Source organism: Enterococcus faecium (genome assembly GCF_029023785.1).
Taxonomy (GTDB): Bacteria; Bacillota; Bacilli; order Lactobacillales; family Enterococcaceae; genus Enterococcus_B; species Enterococcus_B faecium.
Map to the genome: position 1 here is coordinate 2,440,596 of NZ_CP118955.1, position 26,038 is coordinate 2,466,633.

The following is a 26,038-nucleotide window of genomic DNA, read 5'->3' on the forward strand; positions in this document are numbered from 1 at the left end:
ACTTGATGAATCAGGAACCAATTTAGTCAGATGTAGAAAATGTTGTATGGATCTAAAGAAAATTCTCAAGCAGCGTTTCGTAACGGATAATTGGTATTATCTGCCTATCTATGTTTTACCTTTAGAAAAATAAATTTTGGGGAAGACAGATTCTAAGTAAACAAAGCGGTAAAAATATCTTTTATTCCCTTAGTTAATCCGCTTACTACCTACTGTACAAAGCAAATTGTTGTTCAAACTGCTGATCAGAACGCTGCTTGGATTTTTCTTTGCGATACATCATACCTCTTTTATCAATTGGAACAATTATTTATTTCTAACAAAATCACTTCATTTTTGTCAGATAAATAAAAAACAAAAAAAGTTCCATCTTTAAAACACGCTATTCTTTTACTTTTTCTCACATTCTCTAAGAAAAGAAAAGGAGAATGAATTTTTGACAATTCGAGCAAAAGTGATTATCAAATATGTAAAATCAGCTACTTTTTTCTTAAACGTTTCTTTATACTAAATATAAATAAGTGTTTCATGAAAGGAGAACTAGATGAATAATTGGCTTGAGTATTTTCCTGAAAACGTTTTGGAACGCGGTTACAGCTATCATCTGCACGGTTTTGTCCGTCATTTGAACTATACAAGCAAGTACTTGTCCGCAACAGTTTCTGGCACGGAAGATTATAAGGTAGTGATCACTTGGGATGAAAAGACCAACATGACTTGTGATTGTCTATATGCCATAGAAGGAAAAAAATGCAAACACATGGCTGCTGTCTTATTCGCTTACGAAGAACGTCCAATAAAAAAATCCAACTACTCACTTTCCGAACTCTCGTCCCTTGTTTCCTCCGCTAGTTCCTCTCTTGTACGGGAGCTTTTAACAGAGATTCTTATAGAACATCCGCACTTTATCGAACGCTTCAAAGTTAAGATGCCATTTCATGCAATAAATTATTCAGATAAATTAACAACTATCATCCATAAATACGATCATATTATCAAGAAAAACAAAAACAGGAAAACAGCGAAGTTCATCATGGAGATGCGAAAGTTCATCCAAGAAGCAGTTGAATCGCTTATTCAGCAAAATGCCTATCTTCCCGCATTCGAATTGATCAATGAAGTGATTGCTACTCTCGAAACATTCTATTGGGAGCCTGAGGATGAACGAACCCTTCTTCTGATAGAGGACTGTTATTATTTATGGAAAGAATTATTAGCAGAAGCACCTCATGCAGAAAAAAGGCAAATGTTCTCTTGGTTCGTCTGCCAAGTCGATCATACTGACGCCTCTTATTCAAAACGCTACTCCATAAAAATCCTGAAAGAAGACTTTCGGGAAAAAGAATTTTCTAACCAAAAGAAAAAAATAGATAAAAAACTAAAGAAACGGTAAAGAAAGACGATTTCAATGAAAAATAGCAAGTAAACGATAACAACCATCCTAAATCCACAAGAAATACAGCAGACCTTGCTTTAAAAACACGAATCATGCAAAGGATGAAGTAAAGAAGACTTAACGCGTACCCAATATTAGTCATTTGACTATTAGGTACGCGTTTTGTTTTATAAGTCATGACAAATTTCCTTCGTTGCTGGATAGATTTTCCGGCATTGTTGATAGATTTTATGATACTTTTCTACATTTTGTAAGAGAGGTTCCACTGCATCTGTATATTGGATAAAATTCTGACAACAACTTTCAGGTGTGTCGAACCACCCTAACCCTAGTGCAGCAATCATTGTTGCGCCTAATGCAGGTCCTTCCTCCACACTTAAACAATAGACCGTTGCATCGAAAATATCAGCTTGGATTTGTAGCCATGCAAGATTTTTCGCGCCTCCTCCCACCGAAACAATACGTGTAAATCTGCGACCCGCTAGTTCTTTACGTTTCAATCCCACCATTGACAAATGCTCATTAAAAATTTAGAATATTCACAAGTTTAACGACAATTATGAAAATTTATGTCGTGCTAAAGGAGTTTTGTTATTGGATGAAAAGTTAGATATAAAAACTGCGATCAAAGACACGTTACCTACCGTTTTCGGTTATATCGGTATTGGACTTGCATTTGGTATCGTTGGGAAAGCTGCCGGATTTCATCCACTAGTCGTCACGTTGATGTCCCTGCTGGTCTATGCTGGTTCTGCCCAATTTATCACAGTCAGCATGCTTGCTAGTCACAGCCCATTGCTTTCCATCGTTTTCTCGACCTTTCTAGTCAATTCCCGAATGATTCTGATGAGTATGACGATTGCTCCTTATTTCAAGAAAAATCGGCTGCTTCAAAATCTGCTGATTGGCACATTGCTGACAGATGAAAGTTTCGCACTGGGAATGAATAAATTGAACTATACTGGACAAAAGTTAAACTTTCGTTGGATGAATACAGCTAATTGGATTTCTTATTTGACGTGGGTGGGTTCTTCTCTTGTTGGCGCACTTTTAGGGAATTTTATTACTGATCCGAAAAAGTTTGGTTTGGATTTCGCCATCGTCGCTATGTTTATCGGGTTACTTTATCTTCAAGTCATTTCTGATAGAAACACCTCTAAACGATTACAGTTGATCCTGATTGGTCTCACTTTGATTCTGGTATATGTCGGACTGATTTTTATCCCAAGCAACTTAGTGATTGTAGTTGTAACACTGATTGGGTGCGGATTGGGGGTGTGGATCAAACATGCCTTCTTTTGAGTTTACATTGCTGACTATTTTAGGTTGTACTTTAGCAACTTGGCTTTCTAGGGTCCTACCATTTGTCTTACTGAAAAAATTCGATTTACCGCAACCGTTGCTTGAGTATTTAAGTTTTGTCCCGATCGTCATTATGTCTGCTTTATGGTTCAGCAGTCTATTTACCCAAAATATCGGACATCTGCCGCAGATCAATCTCGAAAATGCTTTGGCTTCAGTTCCTACACTTTTAGCTGCTATTCTTTCAAAAAGCTTATTGGTGATCGTCTTGGCAGGAATTCTTTCCCTTTCGTTGATTCGCTTATTATAAATAAAAAAACAAGAGCTTATGGCAAATTACTGTCATGCGCTCTTGTTTTTATCAAAGTCAAATAAGAAAAAAATCGGCGTATTCTTGCTTATCCGTTGAACGGACCACTAACAACGACTTTTCCTAACATATGTCCTGTTTCTACGTCTTTGGTTGCTTGTTTCAAGTTCTTCGCATTCATCCCATCTGAATAGACCTTGCTCAATGTACTGCGGATAATCCCTTCATTTGCTAAAGCAGCAATGTGCGCTAAAGCTTCTCCTTGCGTTTCGATTTCATAGTTATAGTCTGTTTTAGCGAACATATACTCCCAGTCGAAGCTGATAGATTGGTTTTTCCAAACACCTATATCTAACGGCTCTTTGATCCCTACGATCGTTCCCACATGTCCAAATGGTCGGACAAGGTGCTTGATTTGATCAAAGTAGCGGGTAATATCGAATAATACAGCGACATACTCTACTTGATCGATTCCTAATTCACGAAAACTTTTACTTAAGTCGTGATGATAATCGATTGGATAGTCTACACCTGTTTTTTTCAGCCATTCAAAATTCTTCGGACTTGCAGTCGCGTAGACTTCTAGGCCAGCCCAATGCGCTAGTTGATTCAAAATCGAACCGACGCCCCCGGATCCGTTGATCACTAAGATTTTTTTCCCGCGATTGGCATTTTCTTCTGGAGTTAGACCAAATTTTTCAAATAACAATTCATAAGCGGTCAATGAGGTCAACGGCAAGGCTGCAGCTTCTTCATCTGAAAGATTTTTTGGTGCAAGAGCGACAATACGTTCGTCAACTAGTTGGTATTCTTGATTGCTTCCTGCTCTTGTTGTTGTACCTGCGTAAAAAACGCGATCGCCGACAGAAAATTTTTGCACTTCGTCACCTACAGCAACAACTTTCCCGACTCCATCAAAACCTAAGATACGTAAAGCATTTCTTATCCCGTTATCTTGGCGAAGTTTCGTATCGACAGGATTAACAGATACTGCGTTGACTTTTACCAGAAGATCCCGTGAACTGGGTACAGGTATCTGTTCTTTTTCATCAATAAAGCTTTTTGGATCATCGATCGGCAACCCTTCATAAAAACCGACTACCTTCATTAATTCCTTTTCTGACATACGAATTCCTCCTTAGCTTCATCAAGTTGGAGCATCCATACAGTGTTCATTTCAATATATATAGTATGCTATTTGTTCCACCTTTTTTATTCATCATAATTATTCTCTTACTTAAAGTAAACTATTTGCACTTTTTTGGTTAAAAAAGAGGTTGCGACAAGACTTTTGTCACAACCTCTTATAAACGGTGTTCTCCTACCAACTCTTCGGTCACAAGTCAAAATATTCATCAAACATGAGAAGCTGTTTTTTGAAATTGCTCCTTGTGACTCAGAGTTAAACGGCAGGCTCACAACCTCTGATATAAACGGTGTTCAATCAACTGACCCTCGGTATTAGCTCAAAAAACGACAAAATATGAAGAGCTATTTTTGTTTGGCTGTTCTTATTACTTGATACAGGACAGCTTTTTCACGACCTCTAATTCACGGTGTTCAAGCAAGAAATCATTGTTCACTGAAAAGCGTTGGATGTTCTTTTTCAAAGGTCTCTAAGATCTCTCGTACTTCATCAGTAGATTTCGTATTCATCAACTGAACTCGCAAGTCATTTGCTCCTGGAAATCCTTTGATATAGATTTTAAAGAAACGATGTAGTCCTGTGATGGAACGCGGGATGATTTCTGAATAATGATCTTGCAGATCTAGTTGCAGACGAAGTAGTCCGATCAGTTCTTTTTCTGTATGTTCCCTCGGGTCTTTTTCAAATGCATAAGGATTCTTGAAAATCCCTCGGCCAATCATGATGCCATCAACGCCATATTTCTCGGCCAATTCTTCTCCTGTCTGGCGATCGGGGATATCTCCATTGATCGTGATTAGTGTTTGTGGAGCGATTTGGTCACGTAAAGCAATGATTTTAGGAATGACTTCCCAATGTGCATCTACTTTACTCATCTCTTTACGCGTACGCAAATGGACAGAAAGATTGGCTATATCTTGATGAAGTAGGTGACTGATCCATTCTTCCATCTCAGACATTTCCGTATAGCCGATACGCGTCTTGACGCTGACAGGCAAACCGCCAGCTTTAGCTGCTTCAATCAATTGTGCCGCTACTTCTGGACGAAGGATCAAGCCACTGCCTTTTCCACGTTCTGCTACATTAGGGACTGGGCAGCCCATGTTGATATCGATTCCTTGGAAGCCCATTTCTGCCATAGCAATGCTCATTTCTCTAAAAAATTCTGGCTTGTCTCCCCAAATATGGGCAACCATCGGCTGTTCATCTTCTGTAAATGTTAATCTTCCTCGTACACTGTCTTTTCCATCTGGATGACAGAAACTGTCTGAGTTTGTAAACTCAGTAAAGAAGACATCCGGTGCTGCTGCATGCTTTACGACATGGCGAAATACAACATCTGTTACATCTTCCATTGGTGCTAAAACAAAAAAAGGCTTTGGCAGCTCTTTCCAAAAATTAGTAGTCATTTATTTGTTACTCTCCATTCTATCAAGCAGTGAAGTCGCAATCTTTCTCAAAAACATTGTCATTATACTAGGAAACAAAAAAAGAAGCAAAGTGAACAGCTTAAAAGATGTTTCTGATTGAGCAAAAAAAAGACTGTGACAAAAATCTTATCACAGTCCATTTTCCGGAATAAATGGTGTTCAATCAGCTGACCCTCGGTATTCGCTCAAAAAACAACAAAATATGAGGAACTATTTTCCCGTTTGTTTCTCTAATACTCAGGTCAAAACGCTGATTTCACAACCTCTTTTCTAACTTCTCAATCCTCTTCCTTTATTGATCAAATACCAAGTAACGGCGTACAAAACAACGATGAATAACACAAGTACGATCATCGATGTTGCTACTGGCACATCGATCGTTCCAAGGAATCCGTAACGGAAACCGGAGATCATATAAACGATCGGATTGACTTTTGAAACAGCTTGCCAAAAGGGCGGTAACATAGAGATGGCATAGAAAACGCCACCTAGATAAGTTAACGGCTGCAAGACAAATGTAGGCACGATCGATACATCATCATAAGACTGAGCAAAAATCCCGTTGAGCAGTCCTGCTAATGAAAACAAGATTGCCGTCATCAATAATGTAATGATTACCATGAACCATGAATACACATGAAGTGGTACAAAGAACAAGGAAATGATCGTTACGAGAGAGCCGACGAGAATACTGCGACCCACACCACCAATCACAAAGCCCCAAATAATCACATGCGTAGGAACAGGTGCTACCAAGATTTCTTCGATATTTTTCTGAAATTTTTGAGAGAAGAAGGACGAAGAAACATTGGCATACGAACTAGTGATAGCAGACATCATAATCAAACCAGGAACGATGAATTCCATATATGAAAAACCACCCATGTCACCGATCCGCCCACCGATCATTTTTCCGAAAATAACAAAATACAAGGATGTCGTGATCACTGGCGGAACCAGTGTTTGGACCCATATACGCAAATAGCGGTTCGTTTCCTTGATAGCTAAACTTTTTAATGCAGTAAAATAAAGATTAAACATTTTTCTCCTCCGTATGATTATTTTCTTCTGTGATTTTCAAGAACAGTTCTTCTAAACGATTCGACTTATTCCTCATAGAAAGAACTTTGATTCCTTGTCTTGTAAGCTGATCGAAGATTCCGTTCACCCCTTGATTTCGTTCAACTTCGACAGCGATTGTCTGCTCATCTTCAAATGTACAAGCATATCCTTCAATCACAGGTTTGGTATCATATGGCGCTAAATCAAAGATAAATGTTTCAAATTGCAGTTTTGACAGAAGCTCTTTCATACTTGTATTCTCGATCAGTTCACCCGATTGGATGATTCCGATGTTGCGACAAAGCATTTCAGCTTCTTCTAGATAATGCGTCGTCAAAATGATCGTTGTACCATTTTCGTTCAATTCTCGTAGAAACTCCCACATCTCGCGTCTCAACTCGATGTCAACTCCTGCTGTTGGTTCATCCAAGATCAGCAAACGTGGTTCATGCATCAATGCCCTAGCAATCATCAGTCTTCGCTTCATTCCCCCGGAAAGCATACGTGCACGGACATTTCTCTTTTCCCAAAGATTGGACTGCTTCAAATATTTTTCGCTGCGTTTCATCGCTTCTTTGCGAGAGACACCGTAGTAGCCTGCTTGATTCACGACGATTTGCTGGACCGTTTCAAAAGGGTTAAAATTGAACTCTTGTGGAACCAATCCAATCTGTTGCTTTGCTCGAACTAGATCCTTGTCCAGATCATAACCGAAGACATTCACTTTTCCAGATGTTTTATTGACTAAAGAAGTAATAATCCCGATCGTTGTAGACTTCCCAGCTCCATTTGGCCCTAATAGCGCATAGAAATCTCCTTCTTTCACCGAAAGATCGATTCCCCGCAATGCTTCGACCCCACTTCCATAGATCTTTTTCAAATTATTTATTTCAAGCGCATTTGCCATTTATTTCCTATCTCCTTATAGACATGATTCTTAATTGTATCATGGAATACAGCAGATGAAAAAACAACTTGGCTTCCACACAAAAACACACCTGCTAACAAAGAGGAGATGTGTTTTCTAGTTCATGATCATCTTCGATAGAATAACTATCTAAACAACTCTGGAACTTTTAAAATCATAAAAGTACCGACAGCAACTACTACGATGACATATAGAAGATCCTTATAACTGAGGTTCTTGTCTTTTTTATTCATGTTAAGCTTTCCTCCGTCCTTTTATCGAAAGCTTTTTTCTTTTATTTTAACCGAAATAAATAAAATGGAAATAGTTATTTTCAATTTCTGTTTTCGCTGTTTGTTTTACGGAGAACTTTGCCATGGAACGTGCGTCTCGTCGCTGATGCTAAGTTTTTTCGATAAAAGCTGCTAGAAGGAAGACAGCGTGGTTTATTTTGTATCGTCTTTTGCTAAATCTTCCAAGATCATCTGGACAGCAGACTCGTTCCCATTGAATTCTGCCACTTTTTTGGCATCAATGTACTTCTTTTGATAATCGTCTTTTTGGACCCACGCATCATGCTTCGTTTGATAAAGTTAATCAAACGGATACCACTGACGCTGTTCATCGAACAACAAACTTTCTTTTTGGGCCTGTTCAACTATGGATTTAGGATAATTCAAAACTTTCAGCAAGGCAATCGCATTTCGGGTCCTTGAAGGTCCTTCTTTTAATTTGAAATCAAAACTGATTCCTTTTCCTTCTGTTACTTGTTCTTCAAAGTGGACATTCTCACAATAATTCTTTAAAATCTCTGTCAATTCGATATCATGTGTGGCGACAAATGCTAAAGATGGATACTCCGCAAGCCACCGAACGACTGAAGCGGAAGAAGCAATCCGTTCGATCGTATTTGTTCCTTTTAAAATCTCATCTACGAAGCAGTAGCAGCGTTCTTTGGAAGCCACTTGGTCCAGCAAACGTTTGATCGATTTGATTTCTGAAACAAAATAACTGTCGCCTTCAAATAAATCATCTTCGATTGCCATGGAAGTCAACACATGTCCAGGTTGCAGGGTAAACTGTTCTGCAATCGCTGTTTGGATCGTCTGTGCTAGAATACAGCTGATGGCTATACTTTTGACATACGTAGATTTTCCTGATGCATTGGAACCCGTGACTAATGTATTCTTCTGCCAGTTGACTGGATTAACTACCGCTTCTTTTAACAATGGATGATAGATATCTTTCGCTGTCACACCGCCCTCAGTAAACTCTGGTCGGCAAGTGATCGGCATATAGGTGCGATAATTCAAAACGGCTGCTGCAACTTCCAATTCTCCCAGCAATTCCCACAGCTTGATGGCTTCAGTTGAATGCTTTTCTAATTTAGTGAGAACGAAATGATAGGAGATAAATGGCAGCATGAACATGATGTTGACATATTCAAAAATCAATTCTGCTTCACTCCCGCTCTTCATTCGAAATGAAAAACCTAATTTAGGGATGTCTCTTAATGGTTTAGTTTGCTGTTTCAGCTCTTTTTGAAGTGGTGTCGTCATTTTTGCTAACTGATTGGCGGCTGAAATCGTTGAAACCAAATAACTCATGCTATTCAGCTCTGTTTCTAGTGTTTGTTTCTTCACTAGATAATAGACCGTATTGAATACTAAGCCACCGATTGCTAGATAGATTCCTAGTACTTGCCCTAAAAGAAGCAAACCTACACCCACCAGCGGAAGCAAGCCAAGAAAAATAAATAAACCTACGCGTCCAATCTTTTTACTTTTTCCATCCGCTAGATATTGTTTTGCAAAATTATGATCTTTTTTTCCTAAACGAGCGAATTGATATTGGATTCTTTCTCTCAGTTGAGGATTTTCCTGATAAAAAGCAATTAGTTTTTCTAACTGATAATCTTCTCCAAAATCAAAGCTACGTAAACGCTGATACAACGCTTCTGAACCTACACTAGAATAGGTACTGTTGATCCCTTCAAATACTTCGAACATATCCAAGTCATACCAAGTAAGATCGTCGATTTCACTATCCCATGAACGGAATTTTTTCTCCGTGAGCCACGCATCCTTCAAACTTTCTTCTTTATCAAATCTCGGTTGATAAGGAATTTTTCCCCAATTACTACGAACTGTTTCCTTTACTTTCAAACGTGAAAAAATGTCTAAAACAACTAATAAAATAACAACTGCAATAATAATTAAAACGATAAATTCTCTTTGGCCCATATCCCTCTCCGTTCCTTGATTTGTTAGTTTTAGTATAGCACTGTTGCGCTATTTGAAAAGGGGGTACAAAAATAACTGTCTTCGTTACCTAATTCGTATCAATCACACCAAAATAAAAACACCTTCCAAAAAAGAAGATGTCTTTAAAACGAGATACAATTTTTTGTCATTCACTTCAGGTAAATTAGAGCCAATTAAACCCTCCGCAACTTGACGGAGATGGAGAAGATGCCCCCGTCTAATCTAGCGGTCATCTCTCCTCCCATTCCTTCCACCAATTTTTTTGACAGGTAAAGCCCGATTCCACTAGATTCCGTATTTGTGCGGCTGGTATTTTCGGTATAAAAACGCTGGAAGACTTTTTCAACAGAGGTTTGCGCTCCTGGTTTGATAGGATTGGCCACTGTTAATCGAATGAATGAATCCTCTTTTGAAAATGTCACCTTTGCTTGTCCATCTGCATAACGCAATAAATTCTGTATGATATTTTGCAGCACTCGCAGCAACATGAGCGGATCTGCTAATACAGTTGTATTTATCGAGTGTTCAGCGAACGCTACCTCGATATTTTTCTCAGAAAATTGTTCATAAAAAGAGAAAAATACTTCTTCCACCTCTTTAGAAAAAGAAAGCGTATGGAGATCCATTTCTTTTTGCTTCGTCTCTATTCGAGCAAGATCATAAAACTGATCCGTCATACTGAGTAATCTTGCAACAGATTGTTTGATGATCGTTAAATACTTCTCCCGTTTCTCCGTATCCTCTACCTGTTCCAGTAATTGTACATAACCGTTAATAGCAGTCAAAGGAGTTCTGAGATCATGAGAAAGGCCGACGATCGATAGTCTGATGTTTTCTTCCATTTCTTGAAATGCTTGTCCTTTTTGTTCATTTTCATCCACCCATGTATTCAGTGCATCTACTAGGTCCATTAGATTCTTTTCTCGAAATTCGACTGAAAGACGACCACCATATTCTTGTCGTTCAGAAAGAGTGGCGATTTTCTTAGTTAATCTCTTGATTTCCCTTTGCAGGAAGAAAATAAAACTTCCCATAAAGATAACAACGAGAAGCAACAGCCACTTAATCAAATCTAAACCCCACTCCCCACACCGTATGAATATACACAGCATGTGCCTTTGCTAGTTTCCCTCGAAGATTGGAAATATGCATATTCACTGTTTTCTCACTATCAAAATATGGTTCTTGCCAAACTGTTTCATAAAGATTTGCTCGCGAAAATACTTTTTTCGGATGTTCTAAAAAAAGCTTCAGCAGATCGAATTCTCTTCCTGTCAAATGGACAGCCACACCATTCACATTTACATCCCTCGACTCTTTGTCCAGTAAGATTTCCTTGTAATAGATGCGTTGCGACAGATCTTTTACTTGGACAGAAGTCTGATGACGAAGTTGGATGCCGATTCGTAACAACAGTTCTTCGATATCAAATGGTTTCGTCACATAGTCATCCGCTCCTGCTGCCAACAAGGAAACTTTATCTCTTTGATCGCTTTTTGCTGAAAGAACGATGATCGGAACATTCGATGTCTGTCGGATTTCTGCTAACAATGCTTCACCTGAAAGCCCTGGAAGCATGAGATCTAGAAGGATCAAATCGACAGGATATGTGCTTAACAATAATTTTCCTTCCGTACCTGAATAAGCATCAAGAAGTTTGTATCTCTGTTCAAGAACCTCCTCCAGTAAAGAATGAACAGCTTCATCGTCTTCGATAATCAAAATAGTTTCCAGCAGGAACACCTACTTAATGTCAGATTTTTGGAAAATAAACATTCCTAGAGCTGATGATACCACGATTGTTACTAGACTGACCAGAATCATTTTCGGTGCTTGCGAATAAGTTGCTTGTTGCGCAAAGTCCGTATACATGAGCCACGTTTCCGTAAACCACTCCGTTAGAAATTCCAAGCCTTTGATTTTTGCGAAAACACCGGGAACGAAGGCCGTTCCCATGATATAAAGAAAAGAAAGAAGCAAACTGACACTGGTACTTCTAGTGATGAATGTCAAAGCCACTGGAACAGATAATGTCGCTAATATCAGCAGAAGCAATACAGGAAATACTTTTAGAACATAATTTCCATAGTTTTTGATTCCCTCAACTTCACCAAATCCGAAAGCAAGTGTGTAAGCAATCATGGCTAGCCCCGTAATCAAAACCACGCCAAGTGTTGTGATCAAAAGCGTAACGAGAAGTTTCGACACATAATAAGTCATTCGATTCCGTCCTAAAGATAACGTATTGCGAATCGTACCGTTTTGAAATTCTTCCCCAATATAAAAGCACGCAAATGCTGCGAAAGCCAGAAGAATCCATGCAGCCATTTTTTCCACCATTAAAATCCCTGTTGCACCGTTGATGACTGTATCCGTTGCTTGGTTTAATTCATTGCCGTATTTTGTATGCATATACCATTCGTTCCAAGAATAAAAAAGCGGAAGTACGACCATCAGTCCTAGTGAGACCCACATTTTACGGCTCTTCCATACTTTTATTTTTTCAGCAGTTAATAGATTAAACATGTGGATTGCCTCCAGTTAATTGTAAGAAATAATCTTCCAGTTTTTGCCCAACTAGGTGGATACCATCCACAGGAACTTTTGCCTCTACCAATGCTTGATTGATGGCTGCTACTTGGTCAATTCCTTCAAAAAGCTGGATAACACGGCTAGATTGGACAAAATAATCCCTATAACCAAGAGAGTCGAGAACCGTTACTGCTTGTTCCGTCGCCGAAGTGTCAATTTTTATAAATTGACGAGATTCTTGTGCCAATTCTTCTTTCGATAATTCTTTGATCAAGTGTCCTTCATGCAAAATACCGTAGTGAGTGGCGATCTGTGACAATTCATCTAGCAAGTGGCTAGAAAGCAAGACGGTGATGCCCCGTTCTTTTACCAAACGTTGGATGATTTCTCGCATTTCTGCCATCCCTGCTGGATCCATCCCATTCGTCGGTTCATCCAAAATCAAAAATTCTGGATTCGTGATCAGTGCATTTGCAATAGCTAAACGCTGGCGCATACCTAAAGAGAAATTCTTTGCTTTCTTTTTCCCTGTATTTTCCAATCGCATCATTTTCAGCAGGTCTTCGATTTCTCTATCCGACACACCGCCGTTCGCTGCTTGGATACGTAGGTTATCTCTTGCAGTTAATTCTGGATAAAGAGCAGGGGTTTCAATCGATTGACCCATACGTCGTCTTGCTGCCTGCAAATCCGTCGTTCCAAATAATTCGATCGAACCTTCATCAATCGAGATCAAACCCATAATAGTTCTCATAAAGGTAGACTTACCCGCTCCATTCTCCCCAATCAAACCATAGATCATTCCACGTTTGATTTCGATCGATACTTTATCTAATGCTTTGGCAGCACCGTATTTTTTGGTTATACCAGTTGCTTTCAAGACCGTTTCATTTCCAAAATCCATACTTATCCTTCTTTCTTATTGATAAGTGAAGTATAGTTGACGGGTATAAAGAAAGCAGCCAGAAATGTATAAAGAAAGTGTAAATTTTCCAATTGAATTTCAAGAAAAATCAGACTGTCTCGCAGACGTGGTTGAGTTGTCTGCCAATCAAAGAGCGCACCAAACAGTGCTAATCCAAGTGGACTGGCCACCATGGTAATCGTTGTTATCGTTGACATCAGACGTCCTTGTATATGCGTTGGAACTTCTCGCTGAAGCCAGACCATATAAAAAGCAAAAGAAAACATTAATCCTTAAAAACGGACTTATGAAAAATAATACATGCCGTTTGGGATTTACAATTAGCTACCAAATAAGAGGTTATGACAAAAGACTTTTCACAATCCCTTCTTCCGAATAAACGGTGTTCTCCTGCCAACTCCTCGGTCACAAGTCACAATATTTATCAAACATGAGAAGCAATTTTTGTAAATTCCTTCTTATTTCTTGAAGCTGACCACTTCTGTCACAACCTCAGAAGCGGATAAATAATATTGTTTGATGATACTTTATCTTTTTCCCGTTTGTTTATAGATCGAATGATATTATAGACCAAGAATCCTACCTATTAACATAGCTAAAAACACAAAAAAGGCACTTTCCAAATTGTGGAAAGTGCCAGAAAAGTTAGGATTAAGGTAACTGCGCTCAGCATTGCTTCGCCCAGTACGATTCTCGTAACTCGTGAACTCGAACGATAATCGCAATTAACGTTTTGAGAACTGTGAAGCTTTACGGGCTTTCTTAAGACCTGGTTTTTTACGTTCGACCATACGTGCGTCACGAGTAAGTAAGCCAGCACGTTTAAGAGCTAAACGGAAGTCAGGATCAACTTCTAGCAATGCACGAGCGATACCATGACGGATAGCTCCTGATTGTCCAGCGTATCCTCCGCCGTTTACGTTAACAAATACGTCATATGCGCCTTTTGTTTCAGTAACAGCGAAAGGTTGATTGATTACTTCACGCAAGTCAGCATGTGGAATGTATTCTTCAACATCTTTTTTATTTACAGTAATTTTGCCAGTTCCTGGTACTAGACGTACGCGAGCAACTGCGTTTTTACGACGGCCTGTGCCGATATATTGAACTTGTGCCAATGAAATTCCCTCCTATTAGATTAAGTTTGTGATGTCTAAAACTTCTGGTTGTTGTGCTGCATGTGGATGTTCTGCTCCACCGTATACGTTCAATTTTGTAAATTGTTTGCGGCCTAAAGTGTTTTTAGGAAGCATACCTTTTACAGAAGTTTCGATCAAACGACGAGAATTTTTAGCACGCAATTCGCCAGCAGTGATTGATTTCAATCCTCCTGGGTAGTTGCTGTGACGGTAATAAATTTTGTCAGTCGCTTTTTTACCTGTTAATTTCACTTTGTCTGCATTGATGACGATGACGAAATCGCCAGTATCCAAATGAGGTGTGAAAGTTGGTTTATTTTTACCACGTAGTACAGATGCAACAACTGTTGAAAGACGTCCCAATGGAACATCAGTTGCGTCTACTACATACCATTTACGTTCTACTTCGCCTGGTTTGGCCATATATGTTGTACGCACGTTATTTTCCTCCAATTTAAGTTCTGATGTTTGACATACACTTCGAGTTTCCGGGGCTCTTTGTGGGGCAAACAATACCATTTAACATATTACCCGCTAATCTAGTCAATGTCAACGTTTTTCTGCTTGATTGAAAAATTTATATGAAACTTTACTTCTTTTCTTTCTTTTATATAAAAGGGTCGTTTCCTGTCAAAATGAAAAACAAAAAGAGGCTGTGACAAAAGTCTTGTCACAACCCCTTATTTTGAATAAACGGTGTTCTCCTGCCAACTCCTCGGTCACAAGTCACAATATCCATAAAACATAAGAAGCTGTTTTTTAAAATTGTTTCTTGTGACTCGGAGCTGAACGGCAGGCTTACAACCTCTTGGTAAACGGTGTTCAATCAGCTGACCCTCGGTATTAGCTCAAAAAACGGCAAAATATGAGGAACTATTTTGACGTTTGTTTCTCTAATACTCAGGTCAAAACGCTGATTTCACAACCTCTTTTTCGGTCAAGTTCAACAACAGTTTTTACGCGTCGATCTCTGGCGCTTTGCCCAAATGAGCTTGGATCATCCAGATACGTTTTTCTGTGGCTGTTTTGAATTCGATAAAGATATCTTGTGTTGGATCGTCGCCTTCTTCTCCAGAAACTTCGATTCCTTTTTGGTAAAGATCTGCTAGATAACGATAGCCTGCAACAAGTGTTTCCAAACGTTCTGGAATAGTACGATCCCAGCGGCCAATTTCATCAGGGATTTTTGTGTTATCTGCAAATTCACGCAATGTAGAATAAGGTGAACCGTCTAATGTGATCAAGCGTTCGGATACTTCATCTAACTGAGCGTTCAAATCATCCATGAACTCATCCATCATTGGGTGCAATGTAAGGAAACCTGGTCCTCTCATGTACCAATGTGTTTGGTGAACAACAACAGACATTTGGCTTAGATCTGCAACTAATTGATTTAATACTTCTTTGGTTTGTTGGAATTTCATCTTTCTTGCCTCCTAACATTTTCTTACACTTAAAATAATAGTAGACTTTCAATGAAAAGTACAACAAAATCATTTACCTGAGAACGATTTTCAGTTCGCTTTTTTATCCGTAAAGCCAATCATTTTTCAGAATCAGCTAATTCTTCTCGCAGTTGAGCAAATTGCTGATAAGTCTGTGCTAAATGCTTTTGTGTCGAAACAAATAATGGATAGATTTTCTGATATTTTTTATGATCAGTTTCTTGTACTCCAACTTGCTCTTTCAATTCTATCAATTCCTGTGCTTCACTGATACTTTGGATCTTTCCGATGCTTCTCCAGCCTAAAATCACAGCTCCTAATGCGGATGCTTCTGTGACAGTAGGGAAAACAAGCGGGTAACCCAGTACATCAGCCATCATCTGACGAAAAATCGGAGATTGAGCAAACCCGCCTGTAGCACGGATCTCTGTGAGCTGATTTTCCTGGCAAACTCCTTTTAAAATCCGATAAAGGTTGAGACAGATCCCTTCTAGAATCGCCTTCATCATTTCTTTTTCTGTATGTTGCCGCTGTAAACCGATAAAACTGCCAAACGCATCTGCGTCCCAAAGCGGTGCTCGCTCACCAAGTAAATAGGGATGAAAAATCAGACCATTGGCACCCGCTGGCACAAAAGCGATAGCCGAAAGCAGTGCATCATATGGATTTTCTCCTTTTTCTTTAGCAGATTGAACGACTTCCTGTAAAAATGTATGCCCTGCCCAATCAAAGATGCCAGCACCATTGCTAGTCGCTCCTCCCACTACCCAATGTTTCTGATCCAGAACATAACAAAACGTCTCCATTTCTGGATGGAACTGAGGCTGAGTAGTAATAAAACGAAGTGCTCCGCTCGTTCCTACGGTCAAAGCGGCGATCGTATCACCAAAAGCACCTAACCCTAGATTAGAAAGCGGCCCGTCTGCCCCTCCCAAAACAAATGATATATCATTTGGCAAACCTAGTTCTGCTGCTGTTTTTGATGGTAGACCTGTTACTTGATAGGTGGAAGGAAAGACTTGCGGCAATTGCTCTATTCGAATGTTCAAGTAGTCAAGCACTTCTTCTGCCCATTGGAATTCATGGATATCAAAATATCCAGTTCCTGAAGCTGTTCCGTAGTCGCTGATCAGTTCGCCAAACAATCTATAAAAGATATAGTCTTTGATACCGACAAAATAAGCAGTTTTTTTGAATAATTCAGGTTGGCTGTTTTGCAGCCACTTGATTTTGTTCAATGGTGTCATTGGATGAATCGGCGTCCCAGTCTGCCGATAAAATTCTTTGCCAAGCACGGTATATTTCAGTTTTTCTGCTTCGTCCGCTGCTCGGTTATCTGCCCAAGTGATCATTCGAGATAACGGTGTTTTCTCTTCATCCAACAATATCAGGCCATGCATCGCAGAGGAGAAGGAGACAAATTGAATGATTGTGTCTGAAGGCAACTGTTTAATTACTTCTTTTATAACGGTGCAGACACCTTGAAAGATCAATTCCTGATCTTGTTCTGCCATCCCTTGTGTTTCTTGGATCAAAGGGTAGCGAAAATAAGCGGATGCTGCTTCTTGGGCTTCATCTGTGAAAGCAACTGCTTTGGTTTGTGTGGTTCCGATATCTAATCCGATTGAAACGTTCATTTTTTCACCTCAAATTTTATGTATGTACAAAAATTTAGTTTAAGCTTGCGTATCTTGGTTTTGAAAAGGGGGAGATGGCGTGTTACTTTATTTTATCATTGGTTGCTGTATCGGATCATTTTTATGTTTAACCGCCCAGCGGATTCCGTTAGGTCACTCTATTATTTATCCTAGATCTCATTGTGTCAAATGCTGTCGTTCGCTTTCTTGGTATGAATTGATTCCGATTCTCTCGATCATCGTCCAACGATTTCGCTGCCGCTATTGCAGGTGTCGGTTGCCCTTCTACTATTTGTTGGCAGAAGCCTTATGTGGTGGTCTTTTTGCCTGGTTCTTTACTTTTTCTTCCGCAAGAAATTTTTCGACGTTCATATGGATGCTTTCGGCTTTGCTATTTTCGTTGATGGATTTATTTTACTTCATGGTCCATTCTCACACGCTATTCTGTTCTTGGGCAATTTTATGGATTTTTTGGTTGCAGGCCGGCGTCTTCCAATGGCAAAGTGTGCTGTTAACGTTTATCGTAGGCGGTGTGTGCCTTCGCTATGGTCAATCCTATCTCGGAGCTGGCGATACTCTGTTGATGCTTTCTTGGAGTGGTGGCTTGTCTCTAGAAGAGTTGCTTCAGATCTTGTTTCTTGCTAGTCTGTTTGGAATATCCGTTTTTTCTGTTTACTTTATCTGTCATAAAAAAAAGTTGGAAAAGCTGCCTTTCATTCCTTTTTTGAGCAGTGCGTTGCTGATTGTCCTTCATCTTAGGTATTGAAAAAAGGTTGTGACAAACGACTTGTCACAACCTCTGATATATAGTGTTCTCTTACCAAATCCTTGTGACTTGGAGCTAGGCGACAGGTTCACAACCTCTCCACTAAATGGTGTTCAATCAGCTGACCCTCAGTATTAGCTCAAAATGCTGGTTTTACAACCTCTGATATACGGTGTTCCATAAGTAGCTTTTTCGGCTTCTTATTTCTTGACGCCCCAATGTCGACGAAGGAAACCTGCACGTCCAGAACCTTCTCGATAAAGATTGTAATGGAGCTTGTTTTTCTTGTAATAATCCTGATGGTAATCTTCTGCAGGATAAAATTCGCTTCTTGGTTCGATTTTTGTCACGATTGGCTTATCGAATCGCCCGCTGTCTTGCAATGCTTGTTTTGAACGCTCTGCAATATTTCGTTCTTCTTCATCATTATAGTAGATCACTGGACGATAAGAATCACCGCGATCAGCGAACTGTCCTAATGCGTCAGTCGGATCGGTTTGCTGCCAATAGATTTCCACCAACTGATCATAAGAAATAACTTCTGGATCATATTCGATCTCTACTGCTTCTGTATGCCCTGTTGTGCCTGTTGTTACTTGTTCATAAGTTGGATTTGGTACATGCCCGCCAGTATAACCGGATGTCACAGAAATGATCCCTGGCTGCTCTTCAAATGGTTTGACCATACACCAAAAGCATCCGCCTGCGAAAACTGCTTTTTTTGTCATATAAAATCCCCCTTTTTTCTCATCATACCTTGATTTCCAAAAGGAGGATAACGTTTTGCTTGTGACAGAAAAAACGGAAACTATTATATACGTGATACGGCTTCTGATAAATGCCAAAACGAACGTACTTGATCAAAAACGGTTAAATCAGGAATCACATATTCAGCAGAAGGAAGATTTATGTTTTCACCTATTCCCAATACATGCATGTTACCAGCCAAAGCTGCTTGACAACCAGCTTCTGAATCTTCAATGACCAAGCATGCATTTGGCGGTACATTCAATTGCTGTGCTCCTTTGAGAAAAACTTCTGGATCAGGTTTTGCTTTTGATACTTGCGTGCCGTCAATAAGGACATCAAAATAACTTGTCAAATTCGTTTTTTCTAAAATGAGGCGTGCATTTTTTCTTGCTGATCCCAATCCGATCTTGATGTTTGTTTTTTTCAAGTACTCAAGAACAGCTATTGCACCAGGCAAAACGGATGTTTCATCCATTTTTTGAATCGCTTGAAGATATAGATTGTTTTTTTGCTCAGCAAAGGCTGATTTCTCTTTTTCTGAGAATTTCTGTTCCATTTTTCCAAATGACAGCAATCGCTCTAGTGACTCGGTTCTGGATATTCCTTTCAGTTGCTCGTTTTCTTTCTCAGTGAATGGAATGGACAGCTGGTTAGCTAAAACCAGCCACGCTTCGTAATGATAACGAGCTGTGTCTACAAGAACGCCATCTAAATCGAATAGTGCTGCTTTGATTTTCATCGATTACCTCCTTGAAAATGAACGACTTGAAGTAAAGATGCGATGTTTTTAGCTGTGCGATGAAGATTATCAGTGGCTTGCTGTAAAGCTTCTTGTAAAGGCACAGCTGCAGGAAGGATCGGAAAAACGGCCGAAATGCCAACATCTGCTGCTTTTTCGCTTCCTTTACCAACACTTCCGCAAATAGCTATCACAGGAACGCCCTCTGGTACTCTTCTAGCAATCCCAACTGGCGCTTTTCCTTTTAGACTTTGTCCATCTAGACGTCCTTCGCCTACGATTACGAGGTCTGCTTGCTGTACCCGTTTATCGAACTCCAGTAAATCCAATACGTAGTCGATGCCAGAGACTATTTTCCCTGAAGCAAATGCTAACAGTCCTGCACCCATTCCACCACCAGCACTACTGCCCGATGCCTCGATTACTTGAGGGGCAAATCTCATATAAAAATCATGCATGGCTTGGTCAGCCACTGCTAATTCATTTTCTTTCAAGCCTTTTTGTGGTCCGAAAACAAAAGAAGCGCCTTCTTTTCCGCATAAAAGATTAGTAACATCAGTAATGACAGTGATTTTGGCTTTAATCAGCTCAATAGGCACGTTCGTTTTATCAACTGTAGCAATTTTACCTAGATTTTCTCCCAGTGCTTCTACTTTTTGATTATCTTGATCGTAAAAAGCATAACCTAGACCTTCTGCCATGCCGATGCCGCCATCGTTGGTACTACTTCCGCCAACGCCGATGATGATGTGTCGAACACCTTGTTGCAACAATTGTCGTATCAGTTCTCCTACTCCTCGCGTGGATAACCTAAGTGGCTGTCGTTGGTTTAGTGGGACATCTTTCAATCCGACGATTTCTGCCATTTCAAAAATCGCAGTTTGACCGTCTGAAGCGTACTGGATTTCTTTGTTTTTGCCAAATGCATTAGTAACGACTGCTGTTTGCCGCTTCAACCTTAAACTGTCTGCTAATGATGAAACCGTTCCTTCTCCTCCATCGCCTATAGGTAGCAGATCATATTCAGCCTGAACAAAAACTTCTTGAAAACCTGATTGAATGGCTTGTGCTGCCTCTAAGGCTGTCAGACTTTCTTTGAAAGAATCTGGCGCAATCAGAATACGCATTATTTTCCCCTCCGTTCCAAGATCAGTTCTTTTTCCAGCTGGTATTGGTCTCCATTGACAAAAATAGGTAATGTTTCTTTCGTCTCTTTTTTTATTACTATTTGTTTTTTTGTCAAAACAAATAGCAACCTGTGATTTTTCCAAATAAAAGGAAAAGAAATTTTTTCCCATGCTGAAGGAAGTCTTGGAGAAATAGAAAGAGTTCCATTCGTTACTGTAATACCTGAAAAACCAAATATAACTGCTAGCCATAGTGCTCCTAATGAAGCAGCATGAATTCCGTCATCTGATGAATGCGGATCTGGTCCTAAATCAATCAGGCACGCTTCTTGGAATAAATGATACGCCCATTCCATTTCTTGGATACGGCAAGCCTCTATGGCGTGAATCGCTTTACTCAACGATGAGTCGTGGATTGTTTTGTTTTCATAGTAATGCAAATTCTTAGAAACGATTGGTTGAGAAAAATACTCAGGTAATAAGTATAACAGCATGACAAGATCTGCTTGCTTGCTGACTTGGAGTTCATTTACTTCGCTACGGGCATAATCAAGTAAAATAGACTGGCTGCCAGGACGTTCTTTGTAAGTGGTCAAATCAATAACTGGCTTACTGAGATACGTGTCATCTTGCGGAATCAGCTGTTCTTTGTTAGGCACTGGCAAATATAACTTATCTAAAAAATTTTGACATTCTTTCAAAAAAAGCGGATCGCCAGCTTGATATTTAACAGCTAAGGCCACATTATAATGCGCCAGATAGTTCGTATATGCATTATTGTCGATATATTCTGTGTATTCATCTGGACCAATGACTCTGTGTATCTCTAAATGATCATCGACTTTTACAGCTCTGCTCAGCCAAAAAGCTGCTGTTTCATGAATGAGCGTTTTTCCCTTTGTTTCTAAAAACGATTGATCCTCTGTTGCTTGGACATACTCTTGAACGGCATAAGCAAGGTCTGCACTGATATGATGTTCTGCGGCAGCTGAAGCAACTTCTTGTCTTGTTCCGGTTTTGATATTCAATGCAGCAAATTTGGGTGTCTCTTCCTGACCAGTGTGTGCGCTTTCCCATGGGAAAAGTGCACCTTGATAGTGATAATCTCTTGCTTTTTGCCGTGCGCCTTCTAATCGATCATAACGGTACAGCAGCAAATTCTTTGCTACTTCAGGAAACTGATATAAAAAGAAAGGCAGGATAAAAATTTCCGTATCCCAGAAAACATGCCCTTTATAACCTTCGCCAGTTAGTCCCTTCGCCCCTACACTAACACTTGGATCATTGCGGGGAGTCATAATCTGTAAATGGTAAGCAGCGAAGTCCATCGCTAACTGATCGAAAGAAGAATCGCCTTGGATCGTTATCCGATGCTGATGCCAAAAATCTGTCCAATAAGACATCGACTGCTCTAAAATTTCTGTATAACTAACGCTTTTCTGGGCTTGGGCAATACTTTTCTTAAACGGGTCTGTTTGCTGAAGAGAGGTAGAGAGCACGATGATCTTCTCCAGCGTAAAGGACGTATTTTTTCTGATCTTTTCTGAAAAGGAAGCGGTGATCCGGCGATTTTTTGCTTGGAATACACCTGCTTTATTGAATTTAGCTGCAATCCCAATATCAATTTTACTTTCTGTTGTCTGGTAGGATGCACTGATCAAATCGTCACCAAATACTCGCAGTTCTTTTTCAACCAACTGCTGTGTACCAAAATTGGTTTGCTGTCCATCGATACCCGTTTTCACATCTACTTGGCAGTCTTCGGTCAACGGCTTGATGACCACTTTCAGGGCTGCCTGATGGAGATTATTTTGATCAGCAACACGACAAGTAATGACTTCCACTTTTTTTCCTTGAGCAGTTTCAATGAGCGCATAGCGTTTAAGCTCTCCCATTTCTAAATCTAGTGCCCGCTCGTATGCAAGAACTTTCATCGTCTCAAGAGAAAAATGTTCACCGTCGATTTTTATTTCCCATCTGATGACATCTGGGAGATTCACTAACTCGGCTGATTCTGCTCCTAAAGGTCGGTTATATACACCAGCTGCAAACATTCCCCTTACTTGATTCCGATAGTCTTCCTCCTGGCTTCCTCTGATACCAAAAAATCCATTTCCAATGGTCATCTGACTCGCATACTTATTGATATACTCTAAATCAAACTGTTTTTCTTCTACTTTCATAAGGTAATAACTTCTCCTGTTTCTGCCGAACGATATAAATTTTCCACCAGATTCTGGATGACATATCCTTGCCAGCCATCTGCAATCATCTGAGTCTGGTCACCGAGCGCCCGATTCACAAAATGAGCCATACTTAGTTCATGTGGGTCATTAACTGGCGTGGTCTTTTGTAAGGAAACCAGCTTTCCATCTACATCTTCGAATAGTTCGCCTGGATACAGATTAGCACCTGCCTGATCGCCACAAAAAGCCACATTCAGTTTGTCTTCTCTGATATTCAAAGCAAACGAAGTATTCAGTTGGATGATCTTGCCGTTTTCTAATTCCAGTGTGCCAAAAATTGCATCTTCTACTGTGAATTTGCTTGGATCCCATTTCCCGAATTTCCCTGAATTTTTTTTCGTACCAATTTTTTGGAAGCTGTACGCCCGAACGCTTTTTACTTTAGGAAATCCAGTAATATACATCGCTGTATCAAGCATGTGAATGCCATAATCGATCAAAGGCCCGCCTCCTTGAAGTTCTTTGTCGATAAACGTTCCCCAGCCTGGAACACCAGACCGACGAAGCGCATTCGCTTCTACGTAATAAATATCCCCGAGAACATCAAGATGATTCTTGATCATTGTTGCTTCGTCAGAAAAACGATGCTGGAATCCATAAGCCAAAATCTGCCCGTTTTTATCGGCTGTCTCTGCCATCTTTCTTGCTTGATCAGCTGTCATAGCTGGTGGTTTCTCGCACATCACTGAAGCATTAGCTTCGAGGGCAGCCAATACATGTTCGAAGTGAAAGCGATTGGGTGTACAGACACTCACGATATCGGGAGAAATCTCATTCAGCATTTGTGTAACTGATGTATACGCATGAGAAAATCCTGTACGTCGGCAAAAGTCTTCTGCTCGCTGGCTGACTGGATCAACCACAGCGGCCAATTCTAAGACATCTGATCTTTTTTGATAATAAGCAGCATGTACTTTTTCTGCTACTTGTCCAGCGCCTATGATTGCTACTTTCTTCATTTATTTCTCCCTCCTTTGCTTATTTACTTATTGTTATTCTTTCTCTATTCTTTCTCTAAATCATTTAAATGACGCGCTGTTTCCAGACAGTTTTTCAAGTATTGCAATGATTCCTGATAAATTTTCACTTCATTTTCTCCTCGCAAACGACATTCATATACCATATAACCTTCATACTCATTTTGAAGTAGCGTTTGAAAATGGCGAGTAAAATCAATTGCGCCAGATCCTGGTTGGTAGCGATGATTATCTGCTAAATGGATATGACCCACATACTCTTTTTGCGTAGTCAATGCTTTTGAAATATCATCTTCTTCAATATTCATATGATAAAAATCAGCGATGATCTGCACATGTTTCAATTGATTAGAGTCAATGTAATGACGCGCATCCGCTAACAAATTGATCATATGGTCTTGGTATCGGTTCAAAGGCTCCAAATAAATAACCGTACCTGTTTCTTCGGCTACTTTATCTAAATAACGAAGTGATTCGCTGACTGCTTTATAGTCTCCTTCTTTGCTTCGGGGTGAAACCATCGGCGGTAATCGATAAGTGAACATTCCCCAAGCTGCTGGGATAACGATTCCTTTGCCTCCAACCTCGCTTAGTGCACGCAAAATCTCAGCAATTTGACGTACACCATTAAGACGCCGTTCTTCGATAAAGTCACCGATCCACCCATCGTAGCCGTTACAAGCTGTCACTACTGGGATCCCTGTTTCTTTGATTGCCTGTTTGACTGTGTCGATATTTTCTATTAACAACTTACCGTCGATTTCGTATTCTTCAAATCCACAGTCTTTGATAAATCTAAATTTTTCTAAAATGTCTCTTGGGAAAAATGCTTGATCTTGCGTACCGAATTTCATTGTTCTCCTCCTCGGACTTGAACGCCCATTTTGATACTTTCTTCTGGGTGCTGGTCTACATAACGCATGTAAGCTTCTGCGCTTTCTGCAAATGGCACAACTGGATCAATGATTTCTTCACAATCCAAGTAACCGTTCATCAATAATTCCCAACATGTGTCCTCGATTCGTTTACGGTTCCATCTTGGGTAATCTGGGTTTGGTTCACTAGATGCTCGAGCAAAGACGATTTTTGCATTATTGAAATGTGCTTCGCGACCAAGATTAAACCCAGCTGGAAAAGGTTTAGCAAAGGCAACATAAGAAATGATCCCGCCATAGCCGATCCCTCTTAAAGAAGCTTGTAATGCGGCAGCACTGCCACTCGTTTCAATAACTGAATCTACTCCACGTTTATCTGTCAATTCCTTTAGACGAAAACCGACATCTGCTTTCATAGGATCTAGCGTGTAATCGGCACCGTATTTTTCTGCTAATTCTCTACGCTGCGCTATGGGATCGATCCCAACGATGGTAGTAGCACCTGCTTTTTTAGCTAATTGAATCGCAATTTGCCCGATAGCGCCTAAACCGAAGATTGCTACAGCATCACCTGCTCGAACATGTGCTTCCCGGATACCACCTAAAGCGAATTGAGCAGGATCGTAACATACTGCATTTTTCCATTGATCCAACCGATCAAGTTTACGTAGTTTATAATTATCAACACCGTTTGTAATCAGCGTTTCACGAATGGGTCCATAAGTGCAGACTAACTCTCCTTTTTGATACTCTGTCACCAAACTGCCCGTTTCTTCGATCGTACCGACAATCATATTTCCTAATTGAAATTCGCCAAATACCACACCGCGTTGGCTTCCTTCTTCTCTTGGCAAGAATAGGCGCCATTCTTCTGAAAATTCTTCATCGATAAATGGACTTAATCCTCTAAAGTCGACAATTTCTGTTCCTGGTTTTGGAGTAGCGAAAATTACTCGGATACGTACTTCGTTCTTTTCGATCTCACGGTCTTCGTAATCTTTGAATCCGGCTATTCTTGGTTCTAATGCAACTAATTTTTTCATCTTTTCTTTCCTCTTTCTT

26 protein-coding genes are annotated in these 26,038 nt (G+C 39.9%); 4 read left to right on the forward strand and 22 right to left on the reverse strand.

All coding sequences use genetic code 11. The annotated features are described in order from the left end of the window. The first annotated feature begins 544 nt into the window (after window positions 1–544). Window positions 545–1,393: an SWIM zinc finger family protein gene (locus PYW34_RS11860; protein ID WP_002287480.1), complete on the forward strand. Its 849-nt coding sequence runs from the start codon at window positions 545–547 to the stop codon at window positions 1,391–1,393. 170 nt (window positions 1,394–1,563) lie between these two features. On the opposite strand, the gene PYW34_RS11865 is transcribed toward PYW34_RS11860, so the two are convergent. Beyond that, the gene (locus PYW34_RS11865; protein ID WP_002301008.1) at window positions 1,564–1,905 is read right to left on the reverse strand and encodes an FGGY-family carbohydrate kinase; all 342 of its coding nucleotides are present in this window, start codon (window positions 1,903–1,905) and stop codon (window positions 1,564–1,566) included. Window positions 1,906–1,990: 85 nt separating this feature from the next. On the opposite strand from PYW34_RS11865, the gene PYW34_RS11870 reads away from it, so the two are divergent. Both PYW34_RS11870 and PYW34_RS11875 read left to right on the forward strand, forming a co-directional pair. Continuing rightward, the gene (locus PYW34_RS11870) at window positions 1,991–2,698 is read left to right on the forward strand and encodes an AzlC family ABC transporter permease (protein WP_002287482.1); all 708 of its coding nucleotides are present in this window, start codon (window positions 1,991–1,993) and stop codon (window positions 2,696–2,698) included. Continuing rightward, window positions 2,685–3,008 carry an AzlD domain-containing protein gene (locus PYW34_RS11875; RefSeq protein ID WP_002287484.1) on the forward strand — a complete coding sequence of 108 codons (324 nt, stop codon included), beginning with the start codon at window positions 2,685–2,687 and terminating at the stop codon, window positions 3,006–3,008. The genes PYW34_RS11870 and PYW34_RS11875 overlap by 14 nt, the downstream gene beginning before the upstream one ends. Window positions 3,009–3,096: 88 nt before the next feature. On the opposite strand, the gene PYW34_RS11880 is transcribed toward PYW34_RS11875, so the two are convergent. The 14 genes from PYW34_RS11880 to PYW34_RS11945 form a co-directional block, all read right to left on the reverse strand. Then, on the reverse strand, window positions 3,097–4,134 hold the full coding sequence (locus PYW34_RS11880) for a zinc-binding alcohol dehydrogenase family protein (protein ID WP_002287486.1): 1,038 nt from the start codon (window positions 4,132–4,134) through the stop codon (window positions 3,097–3,099). A gap of 446 nt (window positions 4,135–4,580) precedes the next feature. Further along, on the reverse strand, window positions 4,581–5,564 hold the full coding sequence (locus tag PYW34_RS11885; RefSeq protein WP_002287490.1) for a tRNA dihydrouridine synthase: 984 nt from the start codon (window positions 5,562–5,564) through the stop codon (window positions 4,581–4,583). A gap of 291 nt (window positions 5,565–5,855) precedes the next feature. After that, window positions 5,856–6,626, reverse strand: coding sequence for an ABC transporter permease (locus PYW34_RS11890; protein WP_002287492.1), 771 nt, complete (start codon window positions 6,624–6,626; stop codon window positions 5,856–5,858). Continuing rightward, complete coding sequence (locus PYW34_RS11895; RefSeq protein ID WP_002287494.1) at window positions 6,619–7,554, reverse strand: ABC transporter ATP-binding protein; 936 nt, start codon at window positions 7,552–7,554, stop codon at window positions 6,619–6,621. Before PYW34_RS11895 ends, PYW34_RS11890 begins: the two co-directional genes overlap by 8 nt. A gap of 593 nt (window positions 7,555–8,147) precedes the next feature. After that, complete coding sequence (locus PYW34_RS11900; protein ID WP_002287495.1) at window positions 8,148–9,797, reverse strand: MutS-related protein; 1,650 nt, start codon at window positions 9,795–9,797, stop codon at window positions 8,148–8,150. Window positions 9,798–9,991: 194 nt separating this feature from the next. After that, on the reverse strand, window positions 9,992–10,888 hold the full coding sequence (locus PYW34_RS11905; protein ID WP_002287497.1) for a sensor histidine kinase: 897 nt from the start codon (window positions 10,886–10,888) through the stop codon (window positions 9,992–9,994). Beyond that, window positions 10,881–11,561, reverse strand: coding sequence for a response regulator transcription factor (locus PYW34_RS11910; RefSeq protein WP_002287499.1), 681 nt, complete (start codon window positions 11,559–11,561; stop codon window positions 10,881–10,883). The genes PYW34_RS11905 and PYW34_RS11910 overlap by 8 nt, the downstream gene beginning before the upstream one ends. Further along, complete coding sequence (locus PYW34_RS11915; RefSeq protein WP_002287500.1) at window positions 11,562–12,344, reverse strand: ABC transporter permease subunit; 783 nt, start codon at window positions 12,342–12,344, stop codon at window positions 11,562–11,564. It abuts the gene before it with no gap. Further along, entirely contained in the window at window positions 12,337–13,254 is a 918-nt protein-coding gene (locus tag PYW34_RS11920) for an ATP-binding cassette domain-containing protein (protein WP_002287502.1), read from the reverse strand. Before PYW34_RS11920 ends, PYW34_RS11915 begins: the two co-directional genes overlap by 8 nt. 2 nt (window positions 13,255–13,256) lie before the next feature. After that, a complete protein-coding gene (locus PYW34_RS11925; protein WP_002287509.1) occupies window positions 13,257–13,541 on the reverse strand; it encodes a hypothetical protein in 285 nt (94 codons plus the stop codon). A 459-nt stretch (window positions 13,542–14,000) separates the two neighbouring features. Next, window positions 14,001–14,393: a 30S ribosomal protein S9 gene (gene rpsI / locus PYW34_RS11930; RefSeq protein ID WP_002287505.1), complete on the reverse strand. Its 393-nt coding sequence runs from the start codon at window positions 14,391–14,393 to the stop codon at window positions 14,001–14,003. A 15-nt stretch (window positions 14,394–14,408) separates the two neighbouring features. Continuing rightward, window positions 14,409–14,837, reverse strand: coding sequence for a 50S ribosomal protein L13 (gene rplM / locus PYW34_RS11935; RefSeq protein WP_002323724.1), 429 nt, complete (start codon window positions 14,835–14,837; stop codon window positions 14,409–14,411). Window positions 14,838–15,370: 533 nt separating this feature from the next. Beyond that, window positions 15,371–15,838 carry a Dps family protein gene (locus PYW34_RS11940; protein WP_002297290.1) on the reverse strand — a complete coding sequence of 156 codons (468 nt, stop codon included), beginning with the start codon at window positions 15,836–15,838 and terminating at the stop codon, window positions 15,371–15,373. Window positions 15,839–15,957: 119 nt separating this feature from the next. Next, the gene (locus PYW34_RS11945; RefSeq protein WP_002288118.1) at window positions 15,958–17,496 is read right to left on the reverse strand and encodes a gluconokinase; all 1,539 of its coding nucleotides are present in this window, start codon (window positions 17,494–17,496) and stop codon (window positions 15,958–15,960) included. Window positions 17,497–17,575: 79 nt separating this feature from the next. Here PYW34_RS11945 and PYW34_RS11950 point away from each other — a divergent pair, with 79 nt between their 5' ends. Beyond that, window positions 17,576–18,262 (forward strand): prepilin peptidase, encoded by a 687-nt coding sequence (locus PYW34_RS11950; RefSeq protein WP_002288144.1) that lies wholly within the window; start codon window positions 17,576–17,578, stop codon window positions 18,260–18,262. Between the two features lie 200 nt (window positions 18,263–18,462). On the opposite strand, the gene msrA is transcribed toward PYW34_RS11950, so the two are convergent. The 7 genes from msrA to PYW34_RS11985 all read right to left on the reverse strand — a co-directional run bounded on the left by msrA (window position 18,463) and on the right by PYW34_RS11985 (window position 26,019). Further along, entirely contained in the window at window positions 18,463–18,990 is a 528-nt protein-coding gene (msrA, locus tag PYW34_RS11955; protein ID WP_002288119.1) for a peptide-methionine (S)-S-oxide reductase MsrA, read from the reverse strand. Between the two features lie 83 nt (window positions 18,991–19,073). Beyond that, entirely contained in the window at window positions 19,074–19,751 is a 678-nt protein-coding gene (gene pgmB, locus PYW34_RS11960; protein ID WP_002333188.1) for a beta-phosphoglucomutase, read from the reverse strand. Continuing rightward, window positions 19,748–20,878, reverse strand: coding sequence for a glycerate kinase (locus tag PYW34_RS11965; RefSeq protein WP_002320807.1), 1,131 nt, complete (start codon window positions 20,876–20,878; stop codon window positions 19,748–19,750). The genes pgmB and PYW34_RS11965 overlap by 4 nt, the downstream gene beginning before the upstream one ends. Further along, the gene (locus PYW34_RS11970) at window positions 20,878–23,061 is read right to left on the reverse strand and encodes a glycoside hydrolase family 65 protein (protein ID WP_002288124.1); all 2,184 of its coding nucleotides are present in this window, start codon (window positions 23,059–23,061) and stop codon (window positions 20,878–20,880) included. Before PYW34_RS11970 ends, PYW34_RS11965 begins: the two co-directional genes overlap by 1 nt. After that, window positions 23,058–24,083 (reverse strand): Gfo/Idh/MocA family protein, encoded by a 1,026-nt coding sequence (locus PYW34_RS11975; protein WP_002288127.1) that lies wholly within the window; start codon window positions 24,081–24,083, stop codon window positions 23,058–23,060. The genes PYW34_RS11970 and PYW34_RS11975 overlap by 4 nt, the downstream gene beginning before the upstream one ends. 44 nt (window positions 24,084–24,127) lie before the next feature. After that, a complete protein-coding gene (locus PYW34_RS11980; protein WP_002288129.1) occupies window positions 24,128–24,955 on the reverse strand; it encodes a sugar phosphate isomerase/epimerase family protein in 828 nt (275 codons plus the stop codon). Further along, entirely contained in the window at window positions 24,952–26,019 is a 1,068-nt protein-coding gene (locus tag PYW34_RS11985; RefSeq protein WP_002288131.1) for a zinc-dependent alcohol dehydrogenase, read from the reverse strand. The genes PYW34_RS11980 and PYW34_RS11985 overlap by 4 nt, the downstream gene beginning before the upstream one ends. Window positions 26,020–26,038: the final 19 nt, after the last annotated feature.

What these genes read in the sequence shown, in the direction of transcription:
- PYW34_RS11860 (WP_002287480.1), top strand. Translation starts at nt 545, where the DNA reads ATGAATAATTGGCTTGAGTATTTTCCTGAAAACGTTTTGGAACGCGGT.
- PYW34_RS11865 (WP_002301008.1), bottom strand. Translation starts at nt 1,905, where the DNA reads ATGGTGGGATTGAAACGTAAAGAACTAGCGGGTCGCAGATTTACACGT.
- PYW34_RS11875 (WP_002287484.1), top strand. Translation starts at nt 2,685, where the DNA reads ATGCCTTCTTTTGAGTTTACATTGCTGACTATTTTAGGTTGTACTTTA.
- PYW34_RS11880 (WP_002287486.1), bottom strand. Translation starts at nt 4,134, where the DNA reads ATGTCAGAAAAGGAATTAATGAAGGTAGTCGGTTTTTATGAAGGGTTG.
- PYW34_RS11885 (WP_002287490.1), bottom strand. Translation starts at nt 5,564, where the DNA reads ATGACTACTAATTTTTGGAAAGAGCTGCCAAAGCCTTTTTTTGTTTTA.
- PYW34_RS11890 (WP_002287492.1), bottom strand. Translation starts at nt 6,626, where the DNA reads ATGTTTAATCTTTATTTTACTGCATTAAAAAGTTTAGCTATCAAGGAA.
- PYW34_RS11895 (WP_002287494.1), bottom strand. Translation starts at nt 7,554, where the DNA reads ATGGCAAATGCGCTTGAAATAAATAATTTGAAAAAGATCTATGGAAGT.
- PYW34_RS11900 (WP_002287495.1), bottom strand. Translation starts at nt 9,797, where the DNA reads ATGGGCCAAAGAGAATTTATCGTTTTAATTATTATTGCAGTTGTTATT.
- PYW34_RS11915 (WP_002287500.1), bottom strand. Translation starts at nt 12,344, where the DNA reads ATGTTTAATCTATTAACTGCTGAAAAAATAAAAGTATGGAAGAGCCGT.
- PYW34_RS11920 (WP_002287502.1), bottom strand. Translation starts at nt 13,254, where the DNA reads ATGGATTTTGGAAATGAAACGGTCTTGAAAGCAACTGGTATAACCAAA.
- PYW34_RS11925 (WP_002287509.1), bottom strand. Translation starts at nt 13,541, where the DNA reads ATGTTTTCTTTTGCTTTTTATATGGTCTGGCTTCAGCGAGAAGTTCCA.
- rplM (WP_002323724.1), bottom strand. Translation starts at nt 14,837, where the DNA reads ATGGCCAAACCAGGCGAAGTAGAACGTAAATGGTATGTAGTAGACGCA.
- PYW34_RS11940 (WP_002297290.1), bottom strand. Translation starts at nt 15,838, where the DNA reads ATGAAATTCCAACAAACCAAAGAAGTATTAAATCAATTAGTTGCAGAT.
- PYW34_RS11945 (WP_002288118.1), bottom strand. Translation starts at nt 17,496, where the DNA reads ATGAACGTTTCAATCGGATTAGATATCGGAACCACACAAACCAAAGCA.
- msrA (WP_002288119.1), bottom strand. Translation starts at nt 18,990, where the DNA reads ATGACAAAAAAAGCAGTTTTCGCAGGCGGATGCTTTTGGTGTATGGTC.
- pgmB (WP_002333188.1), bottom strand. Translation starts at nt 19,751, where the DNA reads ATGAAAATCAAAGCAGCACTATTCGATTTAGATGGCGTTCTTGTAGAC.
- PYW34_RS11965 (WP_002320807.1), bottom strand. Translation starts at nt 20,878, where the DNA reads ATGCGTATTCTGATTGCGCCAGATTCTTTCAAAGAAAGTCTGACAGCC.
- PYW34_RS11970 (WP_002288124.1), bottom strand. Translation starts at nt 23,061, where the DNA reads ATGAAAGTAGAAGAAAAACAGTTTGATTTAGAGTATATCAATAAGTAT.
- PYW34_RS11975 (WP_002288127.1), bottom strand. Translation starts at nt 24,083, where the DNA reads ATGAAGAAAGTAGCAATCATAGGCGCTGGACAAGTAGCAGAAAAAGTA.
- PYW34_RS11980 (WP_002288129.1), bottom strand. Translation starts at nt 24,955, where the DNA reads ATGAAATTCGGTACGCAAGATCAAGCATTTTTCCCAAGAGACATTTTA.
- PYW34_RS11985 (WP_002288131.1), bottom strand. Translation starts at nt 26,019, where the DNA reads ATGAAAAAATTAGTTGCATTAGAACCAAGAATAGCCGGATTCAAAGAT.